Below are 19,484 nucleotides of genomic sequence, written 5' to 3' on the forward strand. Positions count from 1 at the left end.
TCCGGTGACAATCTTGAGGTACCTCAGATATCCACATGCGCGCATAATGACTTGTTGCGGCAGGGGCAAGCTCCTTAGGCTGTAGCCCAAGTCGCACTGCCTCCGTCGGGGGCGGCAGTTGTATGGGGGAACATATGGACGCGCTGGGAATTGTCGAGGACGAAGTCCGCGAACTCATCCGTCGCCGCGGGCTGGACCCGCTAAGGCAGGCTGGTGAGGTCCGGCGCTTGGTTGAAGCAGCAGTAACGGACTATGACGAACGGGCACTGATGGGGCCTTTGCCGCCCATTGGCCCTCTCGACGCAGCCCGCCGGTTCCTCTTCGACGCCGTTGCAGGCTTCGGTGTGCTGCAACCACTCCTGGATGACCCTTCGATTGAGGAAATCTGGCTCAACGCACCCAACGAAATTTATGTCGCGCGCAACGGCGAGTCCGAGTTGACGTCGCTGAGCCTCACGGAGCAGCAGGTGCGCGACCTCGTGGAACGTATGCTCAAGAGCTCCGGCAGGAGGCTTGACATGTCCTCACCTTTCGTCGATGCGGCCCTGCCTGACGGTTCAAGGCTGCACGTGGTTATCCCGGATGTAACCCGCCGCCATTGGGCAGTTAACATCCGCAAGTTCGTAGTCAAAGCCAGCCGCCTGGAACATCTCGTGGAGTTGGGGACGCTGACGCCGCAGGCAGCACGCTTTCTCGGCGCGGCTGTGTCCAGCGGCCTGAATATCCTGGTATCGGGGGCAACCCAGGCCGGCAAAACCACCATGCTGAACTGTTTGGCTGCCAGCATCGGAAGCCGCGAACGTGTCATCACCGTCGAGGAAATCTTCGAACTGCAGTTTCCCCTCCGGGACGTGGTGGGGCTTCAGTGCCGTCAACCGAACCTCGAAGGTGAGGGAGAAATTCCACTCCGCCGCCTGGTGAAGGAAGCACTGCGGATGCGTCCGGACCGGCTGGTGGTGGGGGAGGTTCGCGAAGCCGAGAGCCTGGACATGCTCATCGCCCTGAACTCCGGGCTTCCTGGAATGTGTACGGTTCACGCGAATTCGGCTCATGACGCAGTCACTAAGATCTGCACCCTTCCGCTCTTGGCGGGGGAGAACATCTCAAGTGCGTTCGTTGTGCCGACAGTCGCTTCGTGCATAGATCTTGTAGTTCACTGCAGCAGGAATGCTGACGGCCGCCGGCAAGTCACTCAGATCCTGTCGCTGGGCCGCCGGGTGGAGAACGGCGTCATCGAGTCGTCTTTGGTGTTTGGCTTGGAGAACGGCGTCCTGCAGCCACGTGCCAACGCCATGCCTTCGGCCGAGAAATTCTCGAGGGCCGGTTACGACGTCGCCGCACTGCTGGACCCGCGATGATCCCGGCGTTGGTGGGAACTGTGGCCGGGGTTGGGCTCTTCCTGATCTGGTGGTCCTGCTGGGAAACGCCGGACCGCGGAAATCGGCAGCGTAAACCGGGACGCCTGGCTGACCTCCTGGCCGCCGCAGGGGTAGATAAAGTATCCGTGCGCAGTCTGGTGGGGACTTGTCTTGGGCTGGGAATCTTCGTTGCGCTTGTCTTTTACGTGGTCAGCCGTTCCTGGCCGATCGCCGGGTGCTTTGGACTTTTCGGCATGTGGCTGCCCATCACCATCCTGCGGTGGCGCGCAAGGAAGCGGACGGCGATGCTCCGGCAACTGTGGCCCGACGTCGTGGATCACCTCCGTTCCGCGATCCGGGCGGGGCTGCCCCTGCCAGAAGCCCTAATCCAGCTCGGAGAGAAGGGGCCAGAGGAGCTGCGGCCTATCTTCCGCGAATTTGGAGCCGACTACCGGGCCGGAGGGCAATTCGAGGGGTCCCTGAACAAGCTGAAGCAGCGGCTGGCCGACCCCGTGGCTGACCGCATTATCGAAGCGTTGCGGCTCACCCGGGAAGTAGGCGGCTCCGACCTCGGAAAGCTCTTGGGCACATTGGCCGAGTTCCTGCGGGAAAGCGCCCGGACCCGCAGTGAGCTCGAGGCACGCCAATCCTGGACTATTAATGCTGCCCGGCTCGCGGTCGCCGCACCGTGGATCGTGATGATCCTTCTCGCCACCAGACCGGAAGCAATCCAGGCCTACAACACGCCGATGGGGGCCGCAGTGCTGGTCGGAGGCCTGGTGGTCTCGCTGCTTTGCTACACAGCCATGTTGAGGATCGGCGCCTTGCCGCAGGATGAAAGGGTGCTCCGGTGATTTTCCTTTCCCCTGCGGCTGTCATGTGCGGACTGGGGCTCGGCCTCGGATTATGGCTGGTGATCTTTCGGTCGCCTCCGATGCGCCCCATGACCTTGGCTGACCGCATTGAACCCCAGCTGAAGTCACAGAACCTGGAATCGCGGCTTCTCCGCGCCGGCGATCAGAACCTGACACCGTTTGGACCGCTTGAACGAATCCTCCGGCCCATAATCAGGGATTGGTTCTCCGCGCTCGGAAGGCTCAACCCCTCGCCGGGCGCCACAGCCCGGCGCCTGGCGCAGGCGGGAATCAACAAAGCGCCCATCGACTTCCGCGCGGAGCAGTTGCTGTGGGCCGCCGGCGGCTTCGTTTTGTCGCTGACGGTCATCCTCGTTGGTGCGGCAGCGGGCAGGTTCAGCCCCCTCCTCGCGGCTGTCGTGGTCATCGGCAGTGCCGCAGCGGGGTTTGTGCTGCGTGACTACTGGCTGGGCGTCCAGGTCCGCCGGCGGGAAACTCGGATGATGGCAGAATTTCCCAGCCTGGCCGAACTGATGGCCCTGGCGGTGGGAGCAGGGGAAAGCGCGACCGGCGCTCTGGACCGGGTCTGCAGGAGCGCCAAGGGTGAACTGTCCAAGGAATTCTCGAAAATCCTAGCTGAGACAAGGGCCGGCAAACCCCTGGTCATGGCCTTGCAGGAGTTCTCCGCCCGCACCGACCTGGCGCCGCTGGTCAGGTTCGTCGACGGAATCATCGTGGCAGTGGAACGGGGAACACCCCTCGCAGACGTGCTCCGCGCCCAAGCGCAGGATGTACGCGATTCAGCGAAGCGCGACCTCATGGAAGCTGCAGGCAAGAAGGAGATTGCCATGATGGTGCCGCTCGTATTCGGAGTACTTCCCCTGACCGTGGTGTTTGCCGTCTTCCCCGGTCTCGCGGCGATCAACCTCGGATTCTGATGAAGCGGACAAGCCCCACGACCACGCCCAGCAACAGCTGGCCCCCTCAACGAGAAAAGAATAGGACGCAAAAATGAAGACCATGGGAATCCGTTTCGGGATGCTGCTTCTTGGCCTCGCGGATATGCTGCAACTTCGGATGATTCGGACGCTTCGTCCGCACCGGCTACAGGCCCGTCAGTTCGACGGCGGACCTGTTGCCCGCCCGGAACCCCCGGTAAGCCTTGGCGACAGCACTGAACGCGGGGACGTACCAGGGTGGGTAATGATCACCCTCATGTCCGCGGTGTTGGTGGCAGCCCTTCTGGCGCTTGCGGGTCCCGCACTGGAAGCCATGTTCAACCAGGCGATGGACAAGGTAGGAAACTGAACCATGAGCAGGTCCGCCCCAGGGCCGCAGGAGCAGCAGGGTGCGGCCCGGGCAGCCGAGCAGGGTTCAGCCGTTGTGGACTTTGTCCTGGTGGGTGGGCTGCTGACGATGTTCTTCCTGGCGATACTCCAACTGACACTGGTCCTGCACGTCAGAAACACACTCATTGACGCCGCCGCATCCGGGGCGAGATACGGGACACTCGCAGACCGCAACGCCAACGATGCTGAAGAACGGACACGCGGCCTCATCAGCATGGCCCTCAATCCTGGCTTCGCTGAGCAGGTCAGTACCAGGGAAGTACAGTTCCAAGGCATGCGTACCCTGGAGGTCACGGTCCGGTCCCCAACGCCTGTTATTGGCCTGATCGGACCGAGGGACATGCTGGAGGTGAAGGGGCATGCTCCGGTCCAGCCCTGAACCGGCCAGCTTCAGGAGATCGCAGGGGCCAAGCTTCAGGAGCCGCCTTGCAGAGGCACTTTGCCAGGAGAAGCCCCGGGACATCATCCAGGGTCCGGAACCTGTGAGGAGGGCGGAACGTCGTCAGCCTGGCCTGGGCCGTGAACAGGGAAGCGCGGTGGTCGAATTTACGTTCCTTGCACTCCTGCTGATGGTCCCGCTGGTGTATTTCGTAATAACTGTCGGGCAAATCCAAGGGGGATCCTTCGCCGTTGTGGGCGCCGCGGACCAGGCAGCCAAGGTCTATGTAGCCCAACCCGATGCCGGGAGCGCCCAGGCTGCTGCGGAGCAGGCGGTGGCACTTGCACTCTCCGACTTCGGCCACCAGGGGGACCGGGCCACCTTGAGCACCCTCTGCAGCCCGGCCGACTGCCAGGCCGCGGGCAGCACGGTAACGGTGACCGTCAGTCTCAGTGTGCCCCTGCCCTTCATGCCGTTTGCAAAGGGGTTGTCCGCCACGGAGGTCCAGGCCTCTTCTTCCCAGCTGGTGGGCCGCTACCGATGAACCGCCGGGAACCGGACCAGGATGGCCAGCTGATGGTCATGATCCTCGGCTACGTGCTCCTCGCGCTCCTGGTGGCGACGGTGGTCATCGGCATTTCCTCCGTTTACCTGGAGCACAAACGCCTGCTGTCCCTGGCAGACGGTGCATCGCTTGCCGCTGCCGGCAGTTACACCCTTGGCGAAGTCTCAACGCAAGGCGGCAGCCCCTCTGCTGTCCTCTACCCGGCACGCGTCCGGAACGTGGCGGCAGACTTCGTTGCAAGAAGTCCCGCTTCGCAGCGTTTCTCCAGCCTTGCGGTCACCGGGGCGACGGGTACGCCGGACGGTTCCACCGCCGTCGTTGTCCTCACGGCCGCCGTCCACCCGCCAGTGGTGAACTTCCTCATTCCTGACGGGATCGCCATCGAGGCAACGTCAACCGCGCGCTCGCGGTTGACCCGTTAGGACACCGGAACGGGCAGGATTCGGCGATAGCGTAGGGTTAAACCACCATGGCCAATATTGATTTTTCTGCTGAAATCCGCGCCCTCCGCGCCACCTACGAGTCCATCGAACGCGTCTCCGACGTGGATGCACTCCGTGAAGACATCGCCGAACTCAGCGAGCGGGCAGGGGAGCCGGACCTGTGGGACGACCCCGCAGCGGCGCAGAAGATCACCTCCCGTCTCTCCCACCGACAGTCCGAGCTGGAACGCCTCACCAACCTGGCCTCGCGTATCGACGATCTCGAAGTCCTGGTGGAACTGGGCCAGGACGAGGACGACGCCGCCTCGATGGGGGAGGCCGCCGCCGAACTCGAATCCATTAAGAAGGCCCTCAAGGACCTGGAAGTGGTCACGTTGTTGTCCGGAGAATATGACGAGCGCGAAGCCGTGGTGTCCATCCGTGCGGGAGCGGGCGGTGTCGACGCGGCAGATTTCGCCGAAATGCTGATGCGCATGTACCTCCGGTGGGCCGAGCGGCACGGTTACCCCACCACCGTCATGGACACCTCATACGCCGAGGAAGCCGGGCTGAAATCGGCCACGTTTGAGGTCAAGGCGCCCTACGCTTACGGCACCCTCAGTGTTGAAGCAGGGACCCATCGCCTGGTCCGGATCAGCCCGTTCGACAACCAGGGCCGCCGCCAGACCTCGTTCGCGGCTGTTGAAGTCATCCCGCTGATTGAACAGACCGATTCCATCGAGATCCCGGACAACGAGATCAGGGTTGACGTCTTCCGCTCATCCGGTCCGGGTGGCCAGTCGGTCAACACCACTGACTCGGCGGTCCGCCTCACGCACATCCCCACCGGAACGGTGGTTTCGATGCAGAATGAGAAGTCCCAGCTTCAGAACCGTGCCGCTGCCATGCGCGTGCTGCAGTCCAGGCTCCTGCTCCTGAAGAAGGAGCAGGAGGACGCGGAGAAGAAGGCGTTGGCCGGAGACGTCAAGGCGTCCTGGGGTGACCAGATGCGCTCTTATGTCCTGAATCCGTACCAGATGGTCAAGGACCTGCGCACAGAACACGAAGTGGGCAACACATCGGCAGTGTTCGACGGTGAAATCGACGACTTTATCGACGCCGGAATCCGGTGGCGGACGGATAACCGTAACGCCGAAAAGTAGGATGCCCTCCCGGCGGGCTGCGGGACGATGCGGCGACACGCCCCCGAAAGCCCGCCCGGCAGGCACCGATCCTGCGTATAGTCGAGGGGCCGGGGCCCTACTTTCCCCAAACGAAAAACCCGTGCACCGGCTGCAGAACTGGGCTGCATCAGACCGATGAGCCATGCCCTGCAGGGTACTTAGGGCCATGATCCGATTCGAAAATGTCACCAAGGTTTACGACCAGAAAGCCCGACCGGCACTGGATTCCATCGACCTTGAGATCGACCGTGGCGAATTCGCCTTCCTCGTCGGCGCCTCGGGCTCCGGAAAGTCCACCTTCCTCCGGCTGGTGTTGAAGGAAGACCGCGCCACCTCCGGTGCCGTGTACGTCGCCGGCCAAAACGTCGCCAAAATTTCCAGTTGGCGGGTTCCGCGCCTCCGCCGCGGAATCGGCGTCGTCTTCCAGGACTTCCGCCTCCTTCCCCAGAAGAACGTGTTCGCCAATGTCGCGTTCGCCATGCAGGTCATCGGCAAGAGCCGCAGCGTGATCCGCGACACCGTCCCGGAGGTCCTTAAGACAGTAGGGCTCGAAGGCAAGGAACACCGCATGCCGCACGAGCTGTCCGGCGGTGAGCAGCAGCGCGTTGCCATCGCGCGTGCCGTGGTCAACCGCCCCGGGATCCTCCTCGCAGACGAGCCGACGGGAAACCTCGATCCCACCACGTCCATGGGAATCATGGGCGTACTGGACAAGATCAACCAGAACGGAACCACCGTGGTGATGGCCACCCACGACGACGACATCGTCAACGAGATGCGCAAGCGCGTGGTCGAACTCAAGAACGGCGTGGTGATCCGCGACGAAGCCAAGGCCCTGTACACCTCGATGATTCCCGTCGTCGGACAGTCCCGGCGCCTGAAGGACGCCAGCGGCAGGGAGGCTCCCGACGCCGGCCTGCCGGGCAACGGCGCTGAAGGCGAGGCCCAGCGGTGAGGCTCGCATTCATTCTCTCCGAGATTGGCAGCGGCCTGCGCCGTAACCTGTCCATGGTGGTATCGGTCATCCTGGTGACCTTCGTGTCCCTGACGTTCGTGGGCGCGGCGGGCATGCTGCAAATGCAGATCAACCAGATGAAGGGCTACTGGTACGACAAGGTCCAGGTGGCCATCTTCCTCTGCAGCGACGGGTCGACCGCGCCCGGGTGCGCGTCCGGACCCGTGACCCCTGAACAGCAGCAGGGCCTGAACGCACTCCTGGAATCCCCGGCTGTGGCGCAGTACATCAACGACTTCCAGTTCGAGTCCAAGGATGAGGCCTACAAGCACTTCAAGGACCAGTTCTCCAATTCGCCCATCGTGGATTCCGTGACCCCGGACCAGCTGCCGGCTTCCTTCCGGATCAACATGAAGGATCCGGAGAAGTACCAAATCATCAGCGAGACGTTCTCCTCCCAGCCCGGCGTGGAGACGGTCATCGACCAGCGGCAGCTGCTGGAACGTCTTTTCTCGGTGATGAATGGGGCATCCCTGGTGGCAGTGGGCATCGCAGGAGTCATGATCGTCTGCGCGATCCTGCTCATCGCCACGACGATCAGGCTCTCCGCCTTCAGCCGGCGCCGGGAGACCGGCATCATGAGGCTCGTGGGGGCGTCCAAAACCGTCATCCAGCTGCCATTCATCCTCGAAGGCGTCATCGCGGCCGTCATCGGCGCAGCCCTGGCCTCGGGCACCCTGTGGGCCGTAGCGCAGTTCTTCCTGGGTGACTACATGTCCCGCCAATACCCTGATACGGCCTTCATTTCGGCAGGCCAGACCCTCATCCTCGCGCCGGCGCTGCTGGTCCTTGGCGGATCCTTGGCAGGAATTTCGTCCCTCTTGACCCTTCGCAGATATTTGCGCGTTTAGGCTGTGCACACCGACCAAGGAATGCCAATGAACGTTACTGCTCAAACCGCGCCCCGCGCCCAGCGAAGCCGGGGACGGTCCGCTGCCCGCCGTTGGGGACTTGTGAGCGGCCTGCTCACCGTCATCCTGTCCGCAGGCATGGCCGTAGCCACCCCCGTGGCTTTCGCAGACGACCTCGAAGACCGGAAAGCCGCGCTCGAGGCCGAAGCTGCCCGCGTCCAGGCGTCGCTTGAATTTGTCGATTCCCGAATCGCAAAGGCCGCCGGCGACCTTGTGATCTACCAGGGCCAGCTACCGGGGGCACAGCAAGCACTGCTTGACGCGCAGGGCCGCGTTGCCAGCGCAGTCAAAGAATCGGAAGCACTGGCTGCACGTGTCGACATGGCCCAGCAAAACAAAGCCAAGATCACCCAGCAGCTGGAAACCGACAAGCAAAAAATTGCCGATACCAAGAAGCTGATCGGCCAGATTGCGACCCAGGCCTACAAGTCCGGCGGAGTCCCCTCCAACCTGTCGCTCTTTTTCGGTTCCAACGGCGGGGGCAGCCTCACCGACACCATGGACTTGGCGGACCAGGCCATGCGGAGCCAGAACGCCGCCATGGACAAGCTGAGCCAGCAGAACGCCACCAACGTGAACTCGGAAGCCCGGCTCCAGGCCGTGGAAGCGGAAATCAAGGACCTCAAGGCCAAAGCCGACGCCGCGCTTGAACGCGAGAAGGCGGCACGCGACGAGGCGGCCGCCAAAAAGGCCCAGGTGGACCAGCTGATTGCCGACACCACCCGCCTCGACGCCGAACTCCAGGCTGCCAAGCCCGGAATCCAGGCGCAACTGGCGGGCGTCCAGGCCAACCAAAACCAAGTGGCCAACGAAATTGCCGAACGAGACCGCAAGGCCCGCGAGGCATGGGAAGCGGAGCAGCGCCGTCAGGCTGCAGCGGCCGCTGCTGCTGCCGCCGCCGCAGCCGCGGCAGCGAACCGCCCCGCCCCGCCCGCCCAGCCTTACGTCCCGCCGGCCGCCGGTTCGCCGTCGGCCTTTGGCCTCCGCCACCCCTTCGACGGCAGCATCCCCATCACCTCCGGCTTTGGTTACCGCACCACTCCGCCGGGAACCATCGACTTCTACGGCACGGGCGGGTACATGCACACCGGCATCGACTTCGGTGCAGCCTGCGGAACGCCCGTGTACGCGGCCGCAGCCGGGGAAGTCTTCAGCTCAGGATGGAACTCCGCCGACGGCGGTGGGTGGCGTGTCAAGATCGATCACGGCATGGTGCAGGGCAACACCCTCACCACCATCTACTACCACAACTCCAGCATCGTGGTCTCGAACGGCCAAAAGGTCTCGCAGGGGCAACTCATTGCATACTCGGGCAGTACCGGTAACTCCACGGGCTGCCACGCCCACTTCGAGACTTGGCTCAACGGCCGAGCCGTCGACCCCATGGGGCTGCTGTAGGCAGTAACCGCCTGCCGTAGACTGGTATAGCTCCGGCGCCACTGGCCCGGACCGTCCAACCTGAACCTGAGGAGTTTTCCCGTGCCGAAAGAAAGTGGCCGTAAGGTGGTGGCCACCAACCGCAAGGCCCGGCATGACTACCACGTGCTGGACACGTACGAGGCCGGCATCGCGCTGATGGGCACCGAAGTGAAGTCCCTGCGCGAGGGGCATGCCTCCATGGTGGACGGATTCTGCACCTTTTATAACGACGAACTGTGGATGGAAGCGATCCATATCCCCGAATACAACCAGGGAAGCTGGACCAACCATGCCGCCAGGCGGCGGCGCAAGCTGCTGCTGCACCGCGAGGAACTCATCAAGATCTCCCGCAAAGTCCAGGAGGCCGGGTACACCGTCGTTCCACTTCAGCTCTACTTCGTCGACGGCCGGGCCAAGGTGGAAATCGCGGTTGCCCGGGGCAAGCGGGAGTACGACAAGCGGCAGACCCTGCGCGAGCAGCAGGACAACCGTGAGGCGCAGCGCGAGATGCGGGAGCGCAACCGGCGCCGCTAGGAATTATTTCGGGCGGGTATGCGTTAGTATGGGTAGTCCGGCAGGCGTGCCAGCCGGTTTGGTAACAAAATACGGGGATGATCGGTTTCGACGATGTTAGTCGCGACAGGTGAAGCGGGCCGAGGATGCAGATTTATCTCGTAAACGCTGTCTGCAAACCAATAAGTGCCAATTCTAAGCGCACTGACTTCGCTCTTGCTGCCTAAGCAGTAAGACAGTCCGTCAGCCCGAGGTTGCTATCGCCCCGGATCCTGGCGTCATTTAGATAGCCACTGCTGTTTACTCCCGTCATCGGAGTAAACGGGACTTTTAGGTGACTGGGCCCGGATCAGCCAGCTGTTTGCAGCATGGCTGGGGCCGAGAAAATCCGACGCAAACTGCGCCCGGAGAAGCCCTGACAACACGACATCGGACGGGGGTTCAATTCCCCCCATCTCCACCCCCGAGATGAATCGGGACATCCTTTGCGGATGGGTCGGATCATCAAAGAAAAACACCCCGGTCTCCTGACCGGGGTGTTTTTCTTTGCCCGGCTGCCCGGGTACCGGGCCGCCGGCACCGGGAATACCGGCAGGGCCTAAGGGCTCTAGCGGGTCGGCCGCCCCCGCCCTTATCGTCAAGGCATGCACAACGACCCGGCACAACTGCCTACTGAAGTCCTGGACGCCGCCACGTGCTGGGACCTCCTGCATGGAGTGTCTGTTGGCCACCTGGCTGTGCTGGTGGACGGATACCCGGAAGTTTTCCCCGTAAATTACAAAGTGGACCAGCACTCAGTTGTCTTCCGCACCGGGGAAGGAACCAAGCTGCGGGCCGCCGGGGGACCACTCGCCGTCGCGCTTGAAGCAGACGGCCACGACGACTCAAAAGCCTGGAGCGTGCTGGTCAAAGGCAAGGCCGTCATCCTGGAGCCCACCCAGGAACTCCTGGCGGGAGCCGCCCTGACGCTGTTTCCCTGGCAGGCGGGAGAGAAGGACCACTTCGTCCGCATCGTCCCCACCTCCGTCACAGGCCGGCGCTTCGTCATCACATCACCGCTGACGTGGTGGAACCACGTACGGGAGACAGCGGCCAGGGACACGGCTTAGCGGGTGGAGGGCCCATCGGCCCTTTGCTGAAGTCCTGCTTGCTGGTAGCAATGTCCTATGATTGCGTCGCCCACCGCCGCTGCCGCTGCCAAGCCACCGTTTGACGCCGTCATTTTCGACCTGGACGGGGTGGTCACCAACACGGCACTGGTGCATCAGGCAGCGTGGAAGGACGCGTTCGCCCGGATCCTGCACGACCCCAGGATTCCGCCGGGCACCGACCGTGCCCCGCTCAGCAGGGCCGACTACCTCACCTATATCGACGGCATGCCGCGCGAAGAAGGAGTGGTGCGGTTTCTGGCAGCCAGGGGAGTGCTTCTTGAGAAGGGGCACGAAACAGATGAAGCCGGTGCCTGGACAGGATTCGGCCTGGGCCGGTGGAAGAACGAGCTGTTCCTGGAACACCTCCGGCGGGACGGGGTCCAAAGCTACCCCGGGACCCTGCAGCTGCTGCGCCGGCTCACCGAGGCTGCAGTGCCCATGGCCGTTGTCACCTCGAGCCGAAACGCGGCATCGGTCCTGGAAGCAGCGGGCGTCCAGGATCTCTTCACCGTCGTCATGGACGGGACGACGGCGGCAGCGCTTGGGCTGCAGGGAAAGCCTGCCCCTGACGTCTTCCTGGCTGCCGCAGCAAGGCTTGGCGTCAGTCCGTCACATGCCGTGGTGATTGAGGATTCGGCCGCTGGTGTCGAGGCCGGGCGGCGCGGCGGTTTTGGCCTGGTGGTGGGAATCGACCGGGCCGGGAACCGCCGCCAGCTTGAAGCCGCGGGGGCGGACACTGTCCTCAACGATGTGGGCGAGCTGGACCTGGGCCAGGTGATCGGCAATGCCTGGCACCTTGTGTTTGAAGGTTTTGACGCCGGGCACGAAGGACACCGGGAGGCCCTGACCACCCTGGGCAACGGCTACCTGGGCGTTCGTGGAGCGGCCCCCGAGGGCGGTCCGTACAGCTACGCAGGCATGTACCTCGCCGGCATTTACAACCGGGTCAGGGCGAAGTCCGCCGACGAGATGCTGTTGGAAGAACACATGGTCAACGCGCCCAACTGCCTTCCGCTTGACCTGCGCCTGGCCGGGCAGGAATGGTGGTCTGCGGGCGGGCTGTACGTCGTCCGCGAGCGCAGGGTCCTGGACCTCAAAAAAGCGGTGCTGGAGCGAAGGCTGTTGCTGGAAGGTGCCGACGGGCGGCGCCTGGAGGTGGTGCAGACACGATTTGCATCCATGGCCGAGCCTCACCTGCTGGTCCTTCAGACGGCGATCACGGCCTTGGGCTGGAGCGGCATGGTGGAGGTCCGCAGCGGAATTGACGCCGGAGTCCGCAACGCGAACCTCCCCGAGCGTGCCCAGGGCTCCGATGTCCACCTGGCCGACAAGACGGCCCCGCAGCGCCCGGACCCGGAGGTGCGCCCTGACGGTACCTCCGTCGTTGAGGTTGAAACCACCCAAAGCCTCATCCGCATCGCCGTGGCCTACCGGACGCAGGTCTCGCCGGCCGCCGCACACATTACCGGGGGCGCGATCGGAGCCTTCCATTTCCAGACCCTGCCGGTTTCCCTTGAAACCGGTACCACGGCGCGGATCACCAAGTCAGTGGCGGTGGTGACCTCCCGCGACCGTGCCATCTCCTCGCCCGAAACGGGTGCCCGTTCAGTGCTTGAGCGCGCGCCCGGGGATTTCGATGTGCTGCTCGCCGCCCACGAGGAGGCCTGGCGGCGTGAGCTCCGACCTTTCCTGGTGGAGATTGACGCCCCGCTGCCCGTGCGCATGGTCCTTAACCTGCATATCTTCCACCTGCTGCAGACCTTGACCCACCACACGGCGGAACTGGATGCCGGCGTGACGGCACGCGGACTCCATGGCGAGGGCTACCGCGGCCACGTCTTTTGGGATGAGCTGTTTGTCCTTCCGGTGCTGACTTCACGAACTCCGGATATTGCCCGCTCGGTACTCGACTACCGGTGGCGCAGGCTGCCCGCGGCCCGGCATGCAGCATCGTTGGCCGGGCAGGAGGGAGCAAAGTTTCCTTGGCAAAGCGGCAGCGACGGGAGCGAGGAAACCCCGAAATGGCTGTACAACGACAGGTCCGGCAGATGGGTCCGGGACTATTCGCATCTGCAGGTGCACTCCGGCCTGGCCGTCGCCTTCAACGCATGGCAGTACTTCCAGACCACCGGGAACAAGATCTGGCTTCTGCAGAAGGGTGCTGAGCTGGTGGTTGAAGTTGCCCGCTTCTTCTGCTCCCTGGCGGAGTACGACGAGACAGGCGGCAGGTACCACGTGCGGGGCGTGGTGGGACCGGATGAATACCATACTGGCTACCCGTACCGTGACAAACCGGGCCTGGATGACAACGCGTACACGAACGTCATGGCCGCCTGGGTTTGCTCCCAGGCAGCAGGCATCCTCTCATTCCTGCACGGCAGCGAGCGCGCGGGGCTGATGGACCGCCTTGGCGTCACGGATGCGGAAGCGGCCGGGTGGGAGCGTTTGGGGACCTTGATGTACGTGCCCTTTCACAGCGACGGTGTCATCAGCCAGTTTGCTGGTTACGGGGATCTGCAGGAACTTGACTGGGACCATTACCGGGACACCTATGGCGACATTGAGCGGCTGGACCTGATCCTCGAGGCAGAAGACGACGCCACCAACCATTACAAACTGGCGAAGCAGGCGGATGTCCTGATGCTCCCGTACCTCCTGGGACACGATGGGCTGGTCACCGTGCTGCAGCGCTTGGGCTACGGGTTCACGCACGAACAGCTCAACCGGACCGTCGAGTATTACCTTGCCCGGACGGCCCACGGCTCCACGCTGAGCCGGGTTGCGCACGCATCGGTCCTGGCCGGCCTGGACGCGGACCGGGCGTGGGACAGCTTCCGGGAAGCGCTCGACGCCGACCTCGACGATACCCAGCATGGCACCACGCGCGCGGGCATCCATTTGGGCGCGATGGCTGGAACCATCGACGTAGTGCAGCGCAGTTTTGCGGGGCTGCGGTTCAGCGGCGACACCATCTTGTTTGCCCCCAACCTCCCCACCGGGTTGCGGGCCGTTGCTTTTGAGGTCCTCTACCGCGGGCACCGCCTCCGCATTCATCTCAAGGGCGGGGATATGAGTATCGCCTCCGCTCCAGGTGACGCCGGCCCCATCAAGGTACGGGTCCATGGCAATGACGTGTTCCTCCCCGCCGGGCAGACCCGGCACTTCCCGCTGCCTGCCCGCGCTGCGGGGGTGGTGGTGCCGTGAAGCGGCTGGGCATCCTCACCAGCGGCGGTGACTGCCCCGGCGTCAACGCGGTCATCCGGGGAGCGGTGCTGGGCGGAGACGTGGCGCATGGCTACGAATTCATCGGGTTCCGGGACGGGTGGCGGGGTGTCCTGGAGCAGGACGTTTTTCCTTTGCCCCGGACGAGTGTCCGTGGTATCTCCCGCCTGGGCGGAACCATCCTGGGCACGTCCCGGACCAATCCGTTGGTGGGGAAGGGGATCGAAGGTGTCCGCGCCTGCGTCCGGCGCCACGAACTGGACGGCCTGATTGCCATTGGGGGAGAGGGGACACTGGCCGCTGCCCGGGAATTGTGCGGGCAGGGCATCAATGTGGTGGGTGTCCCAAAGACCATCGATAATGACCTCGGTGCCACGGACTACACCTTCGGCTTTGATTCCGCGGTCCAGACTGCCACCGAAGCCATCGACCGCCTCCGGACTACTGGCGAATCGCACCACCGGTGCATGGTCGCAGAGGTCATGGGCAGGAATGCCGGCTGGATAGCACTGCATTCCGGCATGGCGTCGGGCGCGCACGCCATCCTGATACCTGAACATCCGGTGTCCCTGGACCAAATATGTTCGTGGGTACTGTCAGCACGGGACCGAGGCCGGGCTCCCCTTGTGGTGGTGGCCGAGGCCTTCGCTCCCGAGGGTCACCAAGCACCCTACGCGCCCCGTGGCCTGGATACTTTTGGGCGGCCGCGGCTGGGAGGGATCGGCCTGCTGCTCGAAGGGGAACTGCAGATACGGACCGGCATCGAAACGCGCGCCACCGTTTTGGGCCACATTCAGCGTGGCGGCGAACCTACGGCCTTCGACCGGGTCCTTGCCACCAGGCTGGGGCTGGCCGCTGTCGAATCGGCAGCCGCCGGCAGATGGGGCACCATGGTGTCGCTGCGTGGTACGGACATAGTCAATGTTGACCTGGGGGAAGCGTTGGGAGAACTGAAGGTGGTCCCTGAAGCACGGTACGAGGAGGCCGCTGTCCTGTTTGGATGAGGCAGGATGAGGCAGGGGACCTGTTGGGCAGAGCCTACCGTTCCGCCCGGACCCGGAGGACCGCTGAACCGGTTATCCTGTCGGCGGCCAGGTCGTCGAGGGCCCTGTCTGCTGCGTCGAACGGGTAGGTCGTCGTGGTGAGGGCCAGGGACAGCCTGGCTGCGAGAGTCAGGAACTCATGCCCGTCAGCCCGGGTATTGGCTGTTACGCTCCGCACTTGACGTTCGTAGAAGAGCTCCCTGCTGTAATTGAGGGCCGGGATGTCGCTCAGGTGGATTCCGGCGATGGCGAGGGTTCCACCCCTGTCCAGGGCGCGCAGCGCAGCCGGGACAAGTTCTCCCACCGGTGCGAAAAGAATCGCGGAATCGAGGGGTACCGGCGGCTCGTCATAAGCGTCCCCCGCATAGTCGGCTCCCAACTCCCGGGCGAGGGACCGGGCACTGTCAGACCGGGTCATGACAAACACGGAGGCACCCTGTTTGATGGCAAGCTGGGCGGTGATGTGCGCGGAGCTGCCAAAACCGTAGATGCCAAGGCGCCCGCCAACGGGCAGGGCCGCACGCTTCAGGGCCCGGTATCCGATGATCCCCGAGCACAGCAGCGGCGCGGCCTGTTCGTCAGTGAAGCCAGCTGGCACCGGGTAGGCGAAATCCTCCGCGACAACCAGTTGCTCGGCATAGCCCCCGTCCCTGTCCCAGCCCGTGAACACCGGTGACCTGCACAGATTCTCGTCGCCGCGGCGGCAGTAAGCACAGCTGCCACATACGCCACCCAGCCAAGCCACGCCAACCCTGTCGCCTGCCGCGAAACGGGAACAATCCGCTCCGGTTTCGACCACGACTCCGACAGCTTCATGCCCCGGCACCACGTGGGGGCGCCGCGGGGAGAGGTCACCTTCGGCGAGATGGAGGTCGGTCCGGCACACACCGCAGACGGTCACGTCCACCAGTATCTCGTCGGCCGCAGGCCTGGGAACTGCACGGATCCCCTGGACCAGCGGGCGGGTGGACATGGGACCGGGCTCGCCTACCCACCATGCACGCACTGGATCTCCTGCCTGGAACCTGCGCACCTGCCGGTCCGGGCCGCCTACTCGAGACCGGCGCGGGTTGCCTCGTCCAGCGGGGCCTGCCACAGCAGCGGGGCGTTCATCGTGAAGCGCCTGCCCGTCACCGACTCCGGTGTAATCCGGATGAAGTACTCCTGGCCCACGCCCTGCCAGGGGAACAAGGCGCGCCGGATGTCATCCAGGTCGGGTCCAGTGGGTGTTGTCTCGGCAGCCTTGCCCTTAACGACGACGCTCCACGCAAGCCCGAACTGCGAACTGACGGCGTCTGCTTCCAGGGCCACCGTGGCATCCGACTGGATGGCCTGCTGCTTGGTTCCTGACCCGGTGCGGAAAACCAGCGTGTCACCATCAACCTTGAAGTTGACGGGAAACACGTCGGGGTGGCCATCGGCGATGACGGCGAGCCGTCCCACCCCGGTTTGGCCCAGGAGGTCCCAGCACTCTTCAGGGTCGAGGATTTCCGGCACGGGTACGTTTGATTTGTCAGTCATAGGGCACAGCGTAGGCAACTCTTCGGCATCGGGAAAGGGCACAAAGGCCCGGCGTCAAGGGCAGGACCAATGGCCCTTGGGGCCCGGGGCGGCCCAATGGGACGCTGTGGGAACACCCGGGAAACCCTGATCTTCCTGCGGGAGGTGGCCATGCTGACGCACTTGTTCCTCAACCGCGTGCTGTGGGCCGTCGCCGGACTGCTGGCGCTGGCTGCTGCGGCAACCGGGGTCTGGCGCCCTGGAATCTACAACCGCGTGGTGGCCCCCGGCCTGGTCCCCGGCGCCTACTCCCAGGACCTGCTGTCAGTGGCGGCCGGGCTCGGATTGCTGTACCTGTCGTATGCGGCAAGGCCCCAGAGGGCCAAATTCCAGATCGTGGCCCTGGGACTCCTGGGCTACCTCTTCTACGCCTACGGGATCTATGTCATTGAGCGGACCTACAACGGCCTGTACCTGTTCTACATGGCAGTCTTCGCCCTGTCATTCTGGGCCTTGGTCACCGCCGGGGCCACTATGGCCCGCGACGCGCCATCCGTCTCCCTTTCTCGTGCACCCAGGATTGCTTCAGCAGCCGGCGCCATCCTTCAGCCGCTCATCTTCTACCCCCTGTGGATCGGCATGCTCCTGCCCCTCATGCGGAGTGGCGAACAAATCGATTCCCTTTACTCGATCTTCATCCTGGACCTTTGTTTCATCATGCCCGGATTCCTGATCCTTGCCTTCCTCACGTACCGGAACCACCGTACGGGTCTGCTGCTTCTCCCGGCCCTGTACGTCCTCGGCTTCACCCTCATCTTCTCCCTGGCGGTGGGTGAACTGGTCAAACCCCTCTTCGGTGCAGAACCAAGCCTGGCCGCCTTCCTTCCCGCACTTGGGCTCTCGGGGCTCTTCCTGGTGCTTGGCAGCCTGCATCTGGCCAAACTGAAGGCCGTGAATCCACTGGCAGCAGCTGCCGCCGGCTCCCAACCCATCCCTCAGCAATCCGAGCGCCCCGGCCGGCAAACCCTCGAAAAGCCGTCCCCCACAGTAAAGAGAAACGCATGAAAGCCCTCGTCTACGGCGGACCCGGCAACAAGTCATGGACGGATGTTCCGGACCCCCGGATCCAGCAACCCGGCGACGTCATTGTCAAAATCGATACCACCACCATCTGCGGTACGGACCTGCACATCCTCAAAGGTGACGTGCCCGCCGTCGAAAAAGGCCGGATCCTGGGCCACGAGGGGGTGGGAACCATCGTGGAAACCGGGCCTTCCGTGACTGGGCTGAACGTGAACGACCGTGTCATCATCTCGTGCATCAAATCCTGCGGCCACTGTGCCAACTGCAAGGCCGGACTCTACTCGCACTGCCTGGGCGGCGAGGGCCAGGAAGGCACGGGATGGATCTTCGGGCACCTCATTGACGGTACCCAGGCGGAGTACGTCCGGGTGCCCTATGCCGAAAATTCCCTGCACCTGCTGCCTGCCGGCGTCAGCGACGAACAGGCCGTCATGCTCTCCGATATCCTCCCCACGGGATTCGAAATCGGCGTCCAGTACGGCCGGGTAAAGCCCGGCGACACCGTGGCCGTGGTCGGTGCCGGGCCGGTGGGACTGGCGGCGATCACCACAGCAGGGCTGTACGGCGCCGCTACGGTGGTGGCCATCGACCTGGACGCCAACCGCCTGGAGAAGGCAAAGGAGTTTGGCGCCACGGACACGGTCCTGTCAGGCAGCCGTGACTGGAAGGAACAGGTCCTGGCCCTGACAGGGGGACAGGGAGTCGATGTGGCCATTGAAGCTGTTGGCGTGCCGGCAACATTTGGCATGTGCACCGACATCGTACGGCCCGGTGGTTCGGTGGCGAACGTCGGGGTGCATGGAAAACCCGTGGAGCTGCACCTGGAAAACCTGTGGATCCAAAACATCAGCATCAGCATGGGGCTGGTGAATACCAACACGACGCCCATGCTGCTCAAGCTGGTGGCCCAGAGAAAGATCAGGGCGGAGAAATTCGCCACGCACCATTTTGGTTTCGATCAGTTCCTTGACGCCTACGACACCTTTTCCCGGGCTGCCGAAACCAAGGCCCTCAAAGTGATCATCACGGCGTGAATCCGGACACCGCTACAGCCAGTCTGCGGAGAAGTCCACCGGCGGCCACCACCGTGTCCGGGACCTGACGGCGAACCGCCGTCCGGTGAGCTCCGTGGGGATCAAAGCTACCAGGTGGTCCTTGATCCCGGGCTCCCACGGCTCGCGGTCGGCATCGGAGTCGGGGAGCGTCATCCGGGTCCCATCGAATTCTTCCGGCTTGCCCTTAGCCACCACGCTCCAGACTTCCGTGGCGTAAGGGTTCAGTCCATCCACCTCGAGTGCCGCGACTGCGCCGCTGAGCAGGGCGCGCAGCTTGGTGCCGGGCGCGGTACGGAACACCAGCGATTCCCCGGCAACGGAAAAGTTGACCGGAAAAATCTCGGGAACGTCACCATTGATGACTGCCAGCCGGCCGATGTATGAGGACCGAAGGTACCGCCAGCATTCATCGGGATTCAGCACTTCTGTTCGAGACCCACCAGCGGAATCAGCCATGGTAC

The 19,484-nt window shown here is 63.8% G+C and carries 20 protein-coding genes and 1 other RNA gene; 18 read left to right on the forward strand and 3 right to left on the reverse strand.

The window, feature by feature from the left end:
* Window positions 1-134 precede the first annotated feature (134 nt).
* The 16 genes from NIBR502771_RS12270 to NIBR502771_RS12345 all read left to right on the forward strand — a co-directional run bounded on the left by NIBR502771_RS12270 (window position 135) and on the right by NIBR502771_RS12345 (window position 15,346).
* On the forward strand, window positions 135-1,358 hold the full coding sequence (locus NIBR502771_RS12270; protein WP_141159996.1) for a CpaF family protein: 1,224 nt from the start codon (window positions 135-137) through the stop codon (window positions 1,356-1,358).
* Entirely contained in the window at window positions 1,355-2,212 is an 858-nt protein-coding gene (locus tag NIBR502771_RS12275) for a type II secretion system F family protein (RefSeq protein ID WP_141159997.1), read from the forward strand. The genes NIBR502771_RS12270 and NIBR502771_RS12275 overlap by 4 nt, the downstream gene beginning before the upstream one ends.
* A 23-nt stretch (window positions 2,213-2,235) precedes the next feature.
* The gene (locus NIBR502771_RS12280; RefSeq protein WP_141161534.1) at window positions 2,236-3,150 is read left to right on the forward strand and encodes a type II secretion system F family protein; all 915 of its coding nucleotides are present in this window, start codon (window positions 2,236-2,238) and stop codon (window positions 3,148-3,150) included.
* Between the two features lie 73 nt (window positions 3,151-3,223).
* The gene (locus tag NIBR502771_RS12285; RefSeq protein WP_141159998.1) at window positions 3,224-3,520 is read left to right on the forward strand and encodes a hypothetical protein; all 297 of its coding nucleotides are present in this window, start codon (window positions 3,224-3,226) and stop codon (window positions 3,518-3,520) included.
* A gap of 3 nt (window positions 3,521-3,523) precedes the next feature.
* Window positions 3,524-3,940, forward strand: coding sequence for a TadE family protein (locus tag NIBR502771_RS12290; RefSeq protein WP_141159999.1), 417 nt, complete (start codon window positions 3,524-3,526; stop codon window positions 3,938-3,940).
* 157 nt (window positions 3,941-4,097) lie between these two features.
* A complete protein-coding gene (locus tag NIBR502771_RS12295; protein ID WP_141160000.1) occupies window positions 4,098-4,484 on the forward strand; it encodes a hypothetical protein in 387 nt (128 codons plus the stop codon).
* Window positions 4,481-4,927 carry a pilus assembly protein TadG-related protein gene (locus NIBR502771_RS12300; RefSeq protein WP_141160001.1) on the forward strand — a complete coding sequence of 149 codons (447 nt, stop codon included), beginning with the start codon at window positions 4,481-4,483 and terminating at the stop codon, window positions 4,925-4,927. The genes NIBR502771_RS12295 and NIBR502771_RS12300 overlap by 4 nt, the downstream gene beginning before the upstream one ends.
* Window positions 4,928-4,974: 47 nt before the next feature.
* Window positions 4,975-6,090, forward strand: coding sequence for a peptide chain release factor 2 (gene prfB / locus NIBR502771_RS12305; protein ID WP_141160002.1), 1,116 nt, complete (start codon window positions 4,975-4,977; stop codon window positions 6,088-6,090).
* Between the two features lie 187 nt (window positions 6,091-6,277).
* Window positions 6,278-7,066, forward strand: coding sequence for a cell division ATP-binding protein FtsE (gene ftsE / locus NIBR502771_RS12310; protein WP_141160003.1), 789 nt, complete (start codon window positions 6,278-6,280; stop codon window positions 7,064-7,066).
* Complete coding sequence (gene ftsX, locus NIBR502771_RS12315) at window positions 7,063-7,977, forward strand: permease-like cell division protein FtsX (protein WP_141160004.1); 915 nt, start codon at window positions 7,063-7,065, stop codon at window positions 7,975-7,977. Before ftsE ends, ftsX begins: the two co-directional genes overlap by 4 nt.
* Window positions 7,978-8,004: 27 nt before the next feature.
* Entirely contained in the window at window positions 8,005-9,435 is a 1,431-nt protein-coding gene (locus NIBR502771_RS12320; RefSeq protein WP_141160005.1) for a M23 family metallopeptidase, read from the forward strand.
* A gap of 81 nt (window positions 9,436-9,516) precedes the next feature.
* Window positions 9,517-9,990, forward strand: coding sequence for an SsrA-binding protein SmpB (gene smpB, locus NIBR502771_RS12325; RefSeq protein WP_141160006.1), 474 nt, complete (start codon window positions 9,517-9,519; stop codon window positions 9,988-9,990).
* A gap of 73 nt (window positions 9,991-10,063) precedes the next feature.
* Window positions 10,064-10,432: a transfer-messenger RNA gene (ssrA, locus tag NIBR502771_RS12330) on the forward strand.
* Between the two features lie 181 nt (window positions 10,433-10,613).
* A complete protein-coding gene (locus tag NIBR502771_RS12335; protein ID WP_141160007.1) occupies window positions 10,614-11,078 on the forward strand; it encodes a pyridoxamine 5'-phosphate oxidase family protein in 465 nt (154 codons plus the stop codon).
* A gap of 57 nt (window positions 11,079-11,135) precedes the next feature.
* A complete protein-coding gene (locus NIBR502771_RS12340) occupies window positions 11,136-14,324 on the forward strand; it encodes an HAD-IA family hydrolase (RefSeq protein WP_141160008.1) in 3,189 nt (1,062 codons plus the stop codon).
* On the forward strand, window positions 14,321-15,346 hold the full coding sequence (locus tag NIBR502771_RS12345) for an ATP-dependent 6-phosphofructokinase (protein ID WP_141160009.1): 1,026 nt from the start codon (window positions 14,321-14,323) through the stop codon (window positions 15,344-15,346). Before NIBR502771_RS12340 ends, NIBR502771_RS12345 begins: the two co-directional genes overlap by 4 nt.
* A gap of 34 nt (window positions 15,347-15,380) precedes the next feature.
* Here NIBR502771_RS12345 and NIBR502771_RS12350 read toward each other — a convergent pair whose 3' ends face one another.
* Both NIBR502771_RS12350 and NIBR502771_RS12355 read right to left on the reverse strand, forming a co-directional pair.
* Complete coding sequence (locus NIBR502771_RS12350) at window positions 15,381-16,358, reverse strand: zinc-dependent alcohol dehydrogenase family protein (RefSeq protein ID WP_246839657.1); 978 nt, start codon at window positions 16,356-16,358, stop codon at window positions 15,381-15,383.
* 77 nt (window positions 16,359-16,435) lie between these two features.
* On the reverse strand, window positions 16,436-16,906 hold the full coding sequence (locus NIBR502771_RS12355) for a pyridoxamine 5'-phosphate oxidase family protein (protein ID WP_141160011.1): 471 nt from the start codon (window positions 16,904-16,906) through the stop codon (window positions 16,436-16,438).
* Between the two features lie 96 nt (window positions 16,907-17,002).
* On the opposite strand from NIBR502771_RS12355, the gene NIBR502771_RS12360 reads away from it, so the two are divergent.
* The gene (locus NIBR502771_RS12360) at window positions 17,003-17,950 is read left to right on the forward strand and encodes a hypothetical protein (protein WP_210411214.1); all 948 of its coding nucleotides are present in this window, start codon (window positions 17,003-17,005) and stop codon (window positions 17,948-17,950) included.
* Window positions 17,947-19,002: a zinc-dependent alcohol dehydrogenase family protein gene (locus NIBR502771_RS12365; RefSeq protein WP_141160012.1), complete on the forward strand. Its 1,056-nt coding sequence runs from the start codon at window positions 17,947-17,949 to the stop codon at window positions 19,000-19,002. The genes NIBR502771_RS12360 and NIBR502771_RS12365 overlap by 4 nt, the downstream gene beginning before the upstream one ends.
* Before the next feature lie 12 nt (window positions 19,003-19,014).
* Here NIBR502771_RS12365 and NIBR502771_RS12370 read toward each other — a convergent pair whose 3' ends face one another.
* A complete protein-coding gene (locus tag NIBR502771_RS12370; protein WP_141160013.1) occupies window positions 19,015-19,479 on the reverse strand; it encodes a pyridoxamine 5'-phosphate oxidase family protein in 465 nt (154 codons plus the stop codon).
* Between the last annotated feature and the right edge of the window lie 5 nt (window positions 19,480-19,484).

This window comes from Pseudarthrobacter sp. NIBRBAC000502771, from assembly GCF_006517215.1.
GTDB lineage: Bacteria > Actinomycetota > Actinomycetes > Actinomycetales > Micrococcaceae > Arthrobacter > Arthrobacter niigatensis.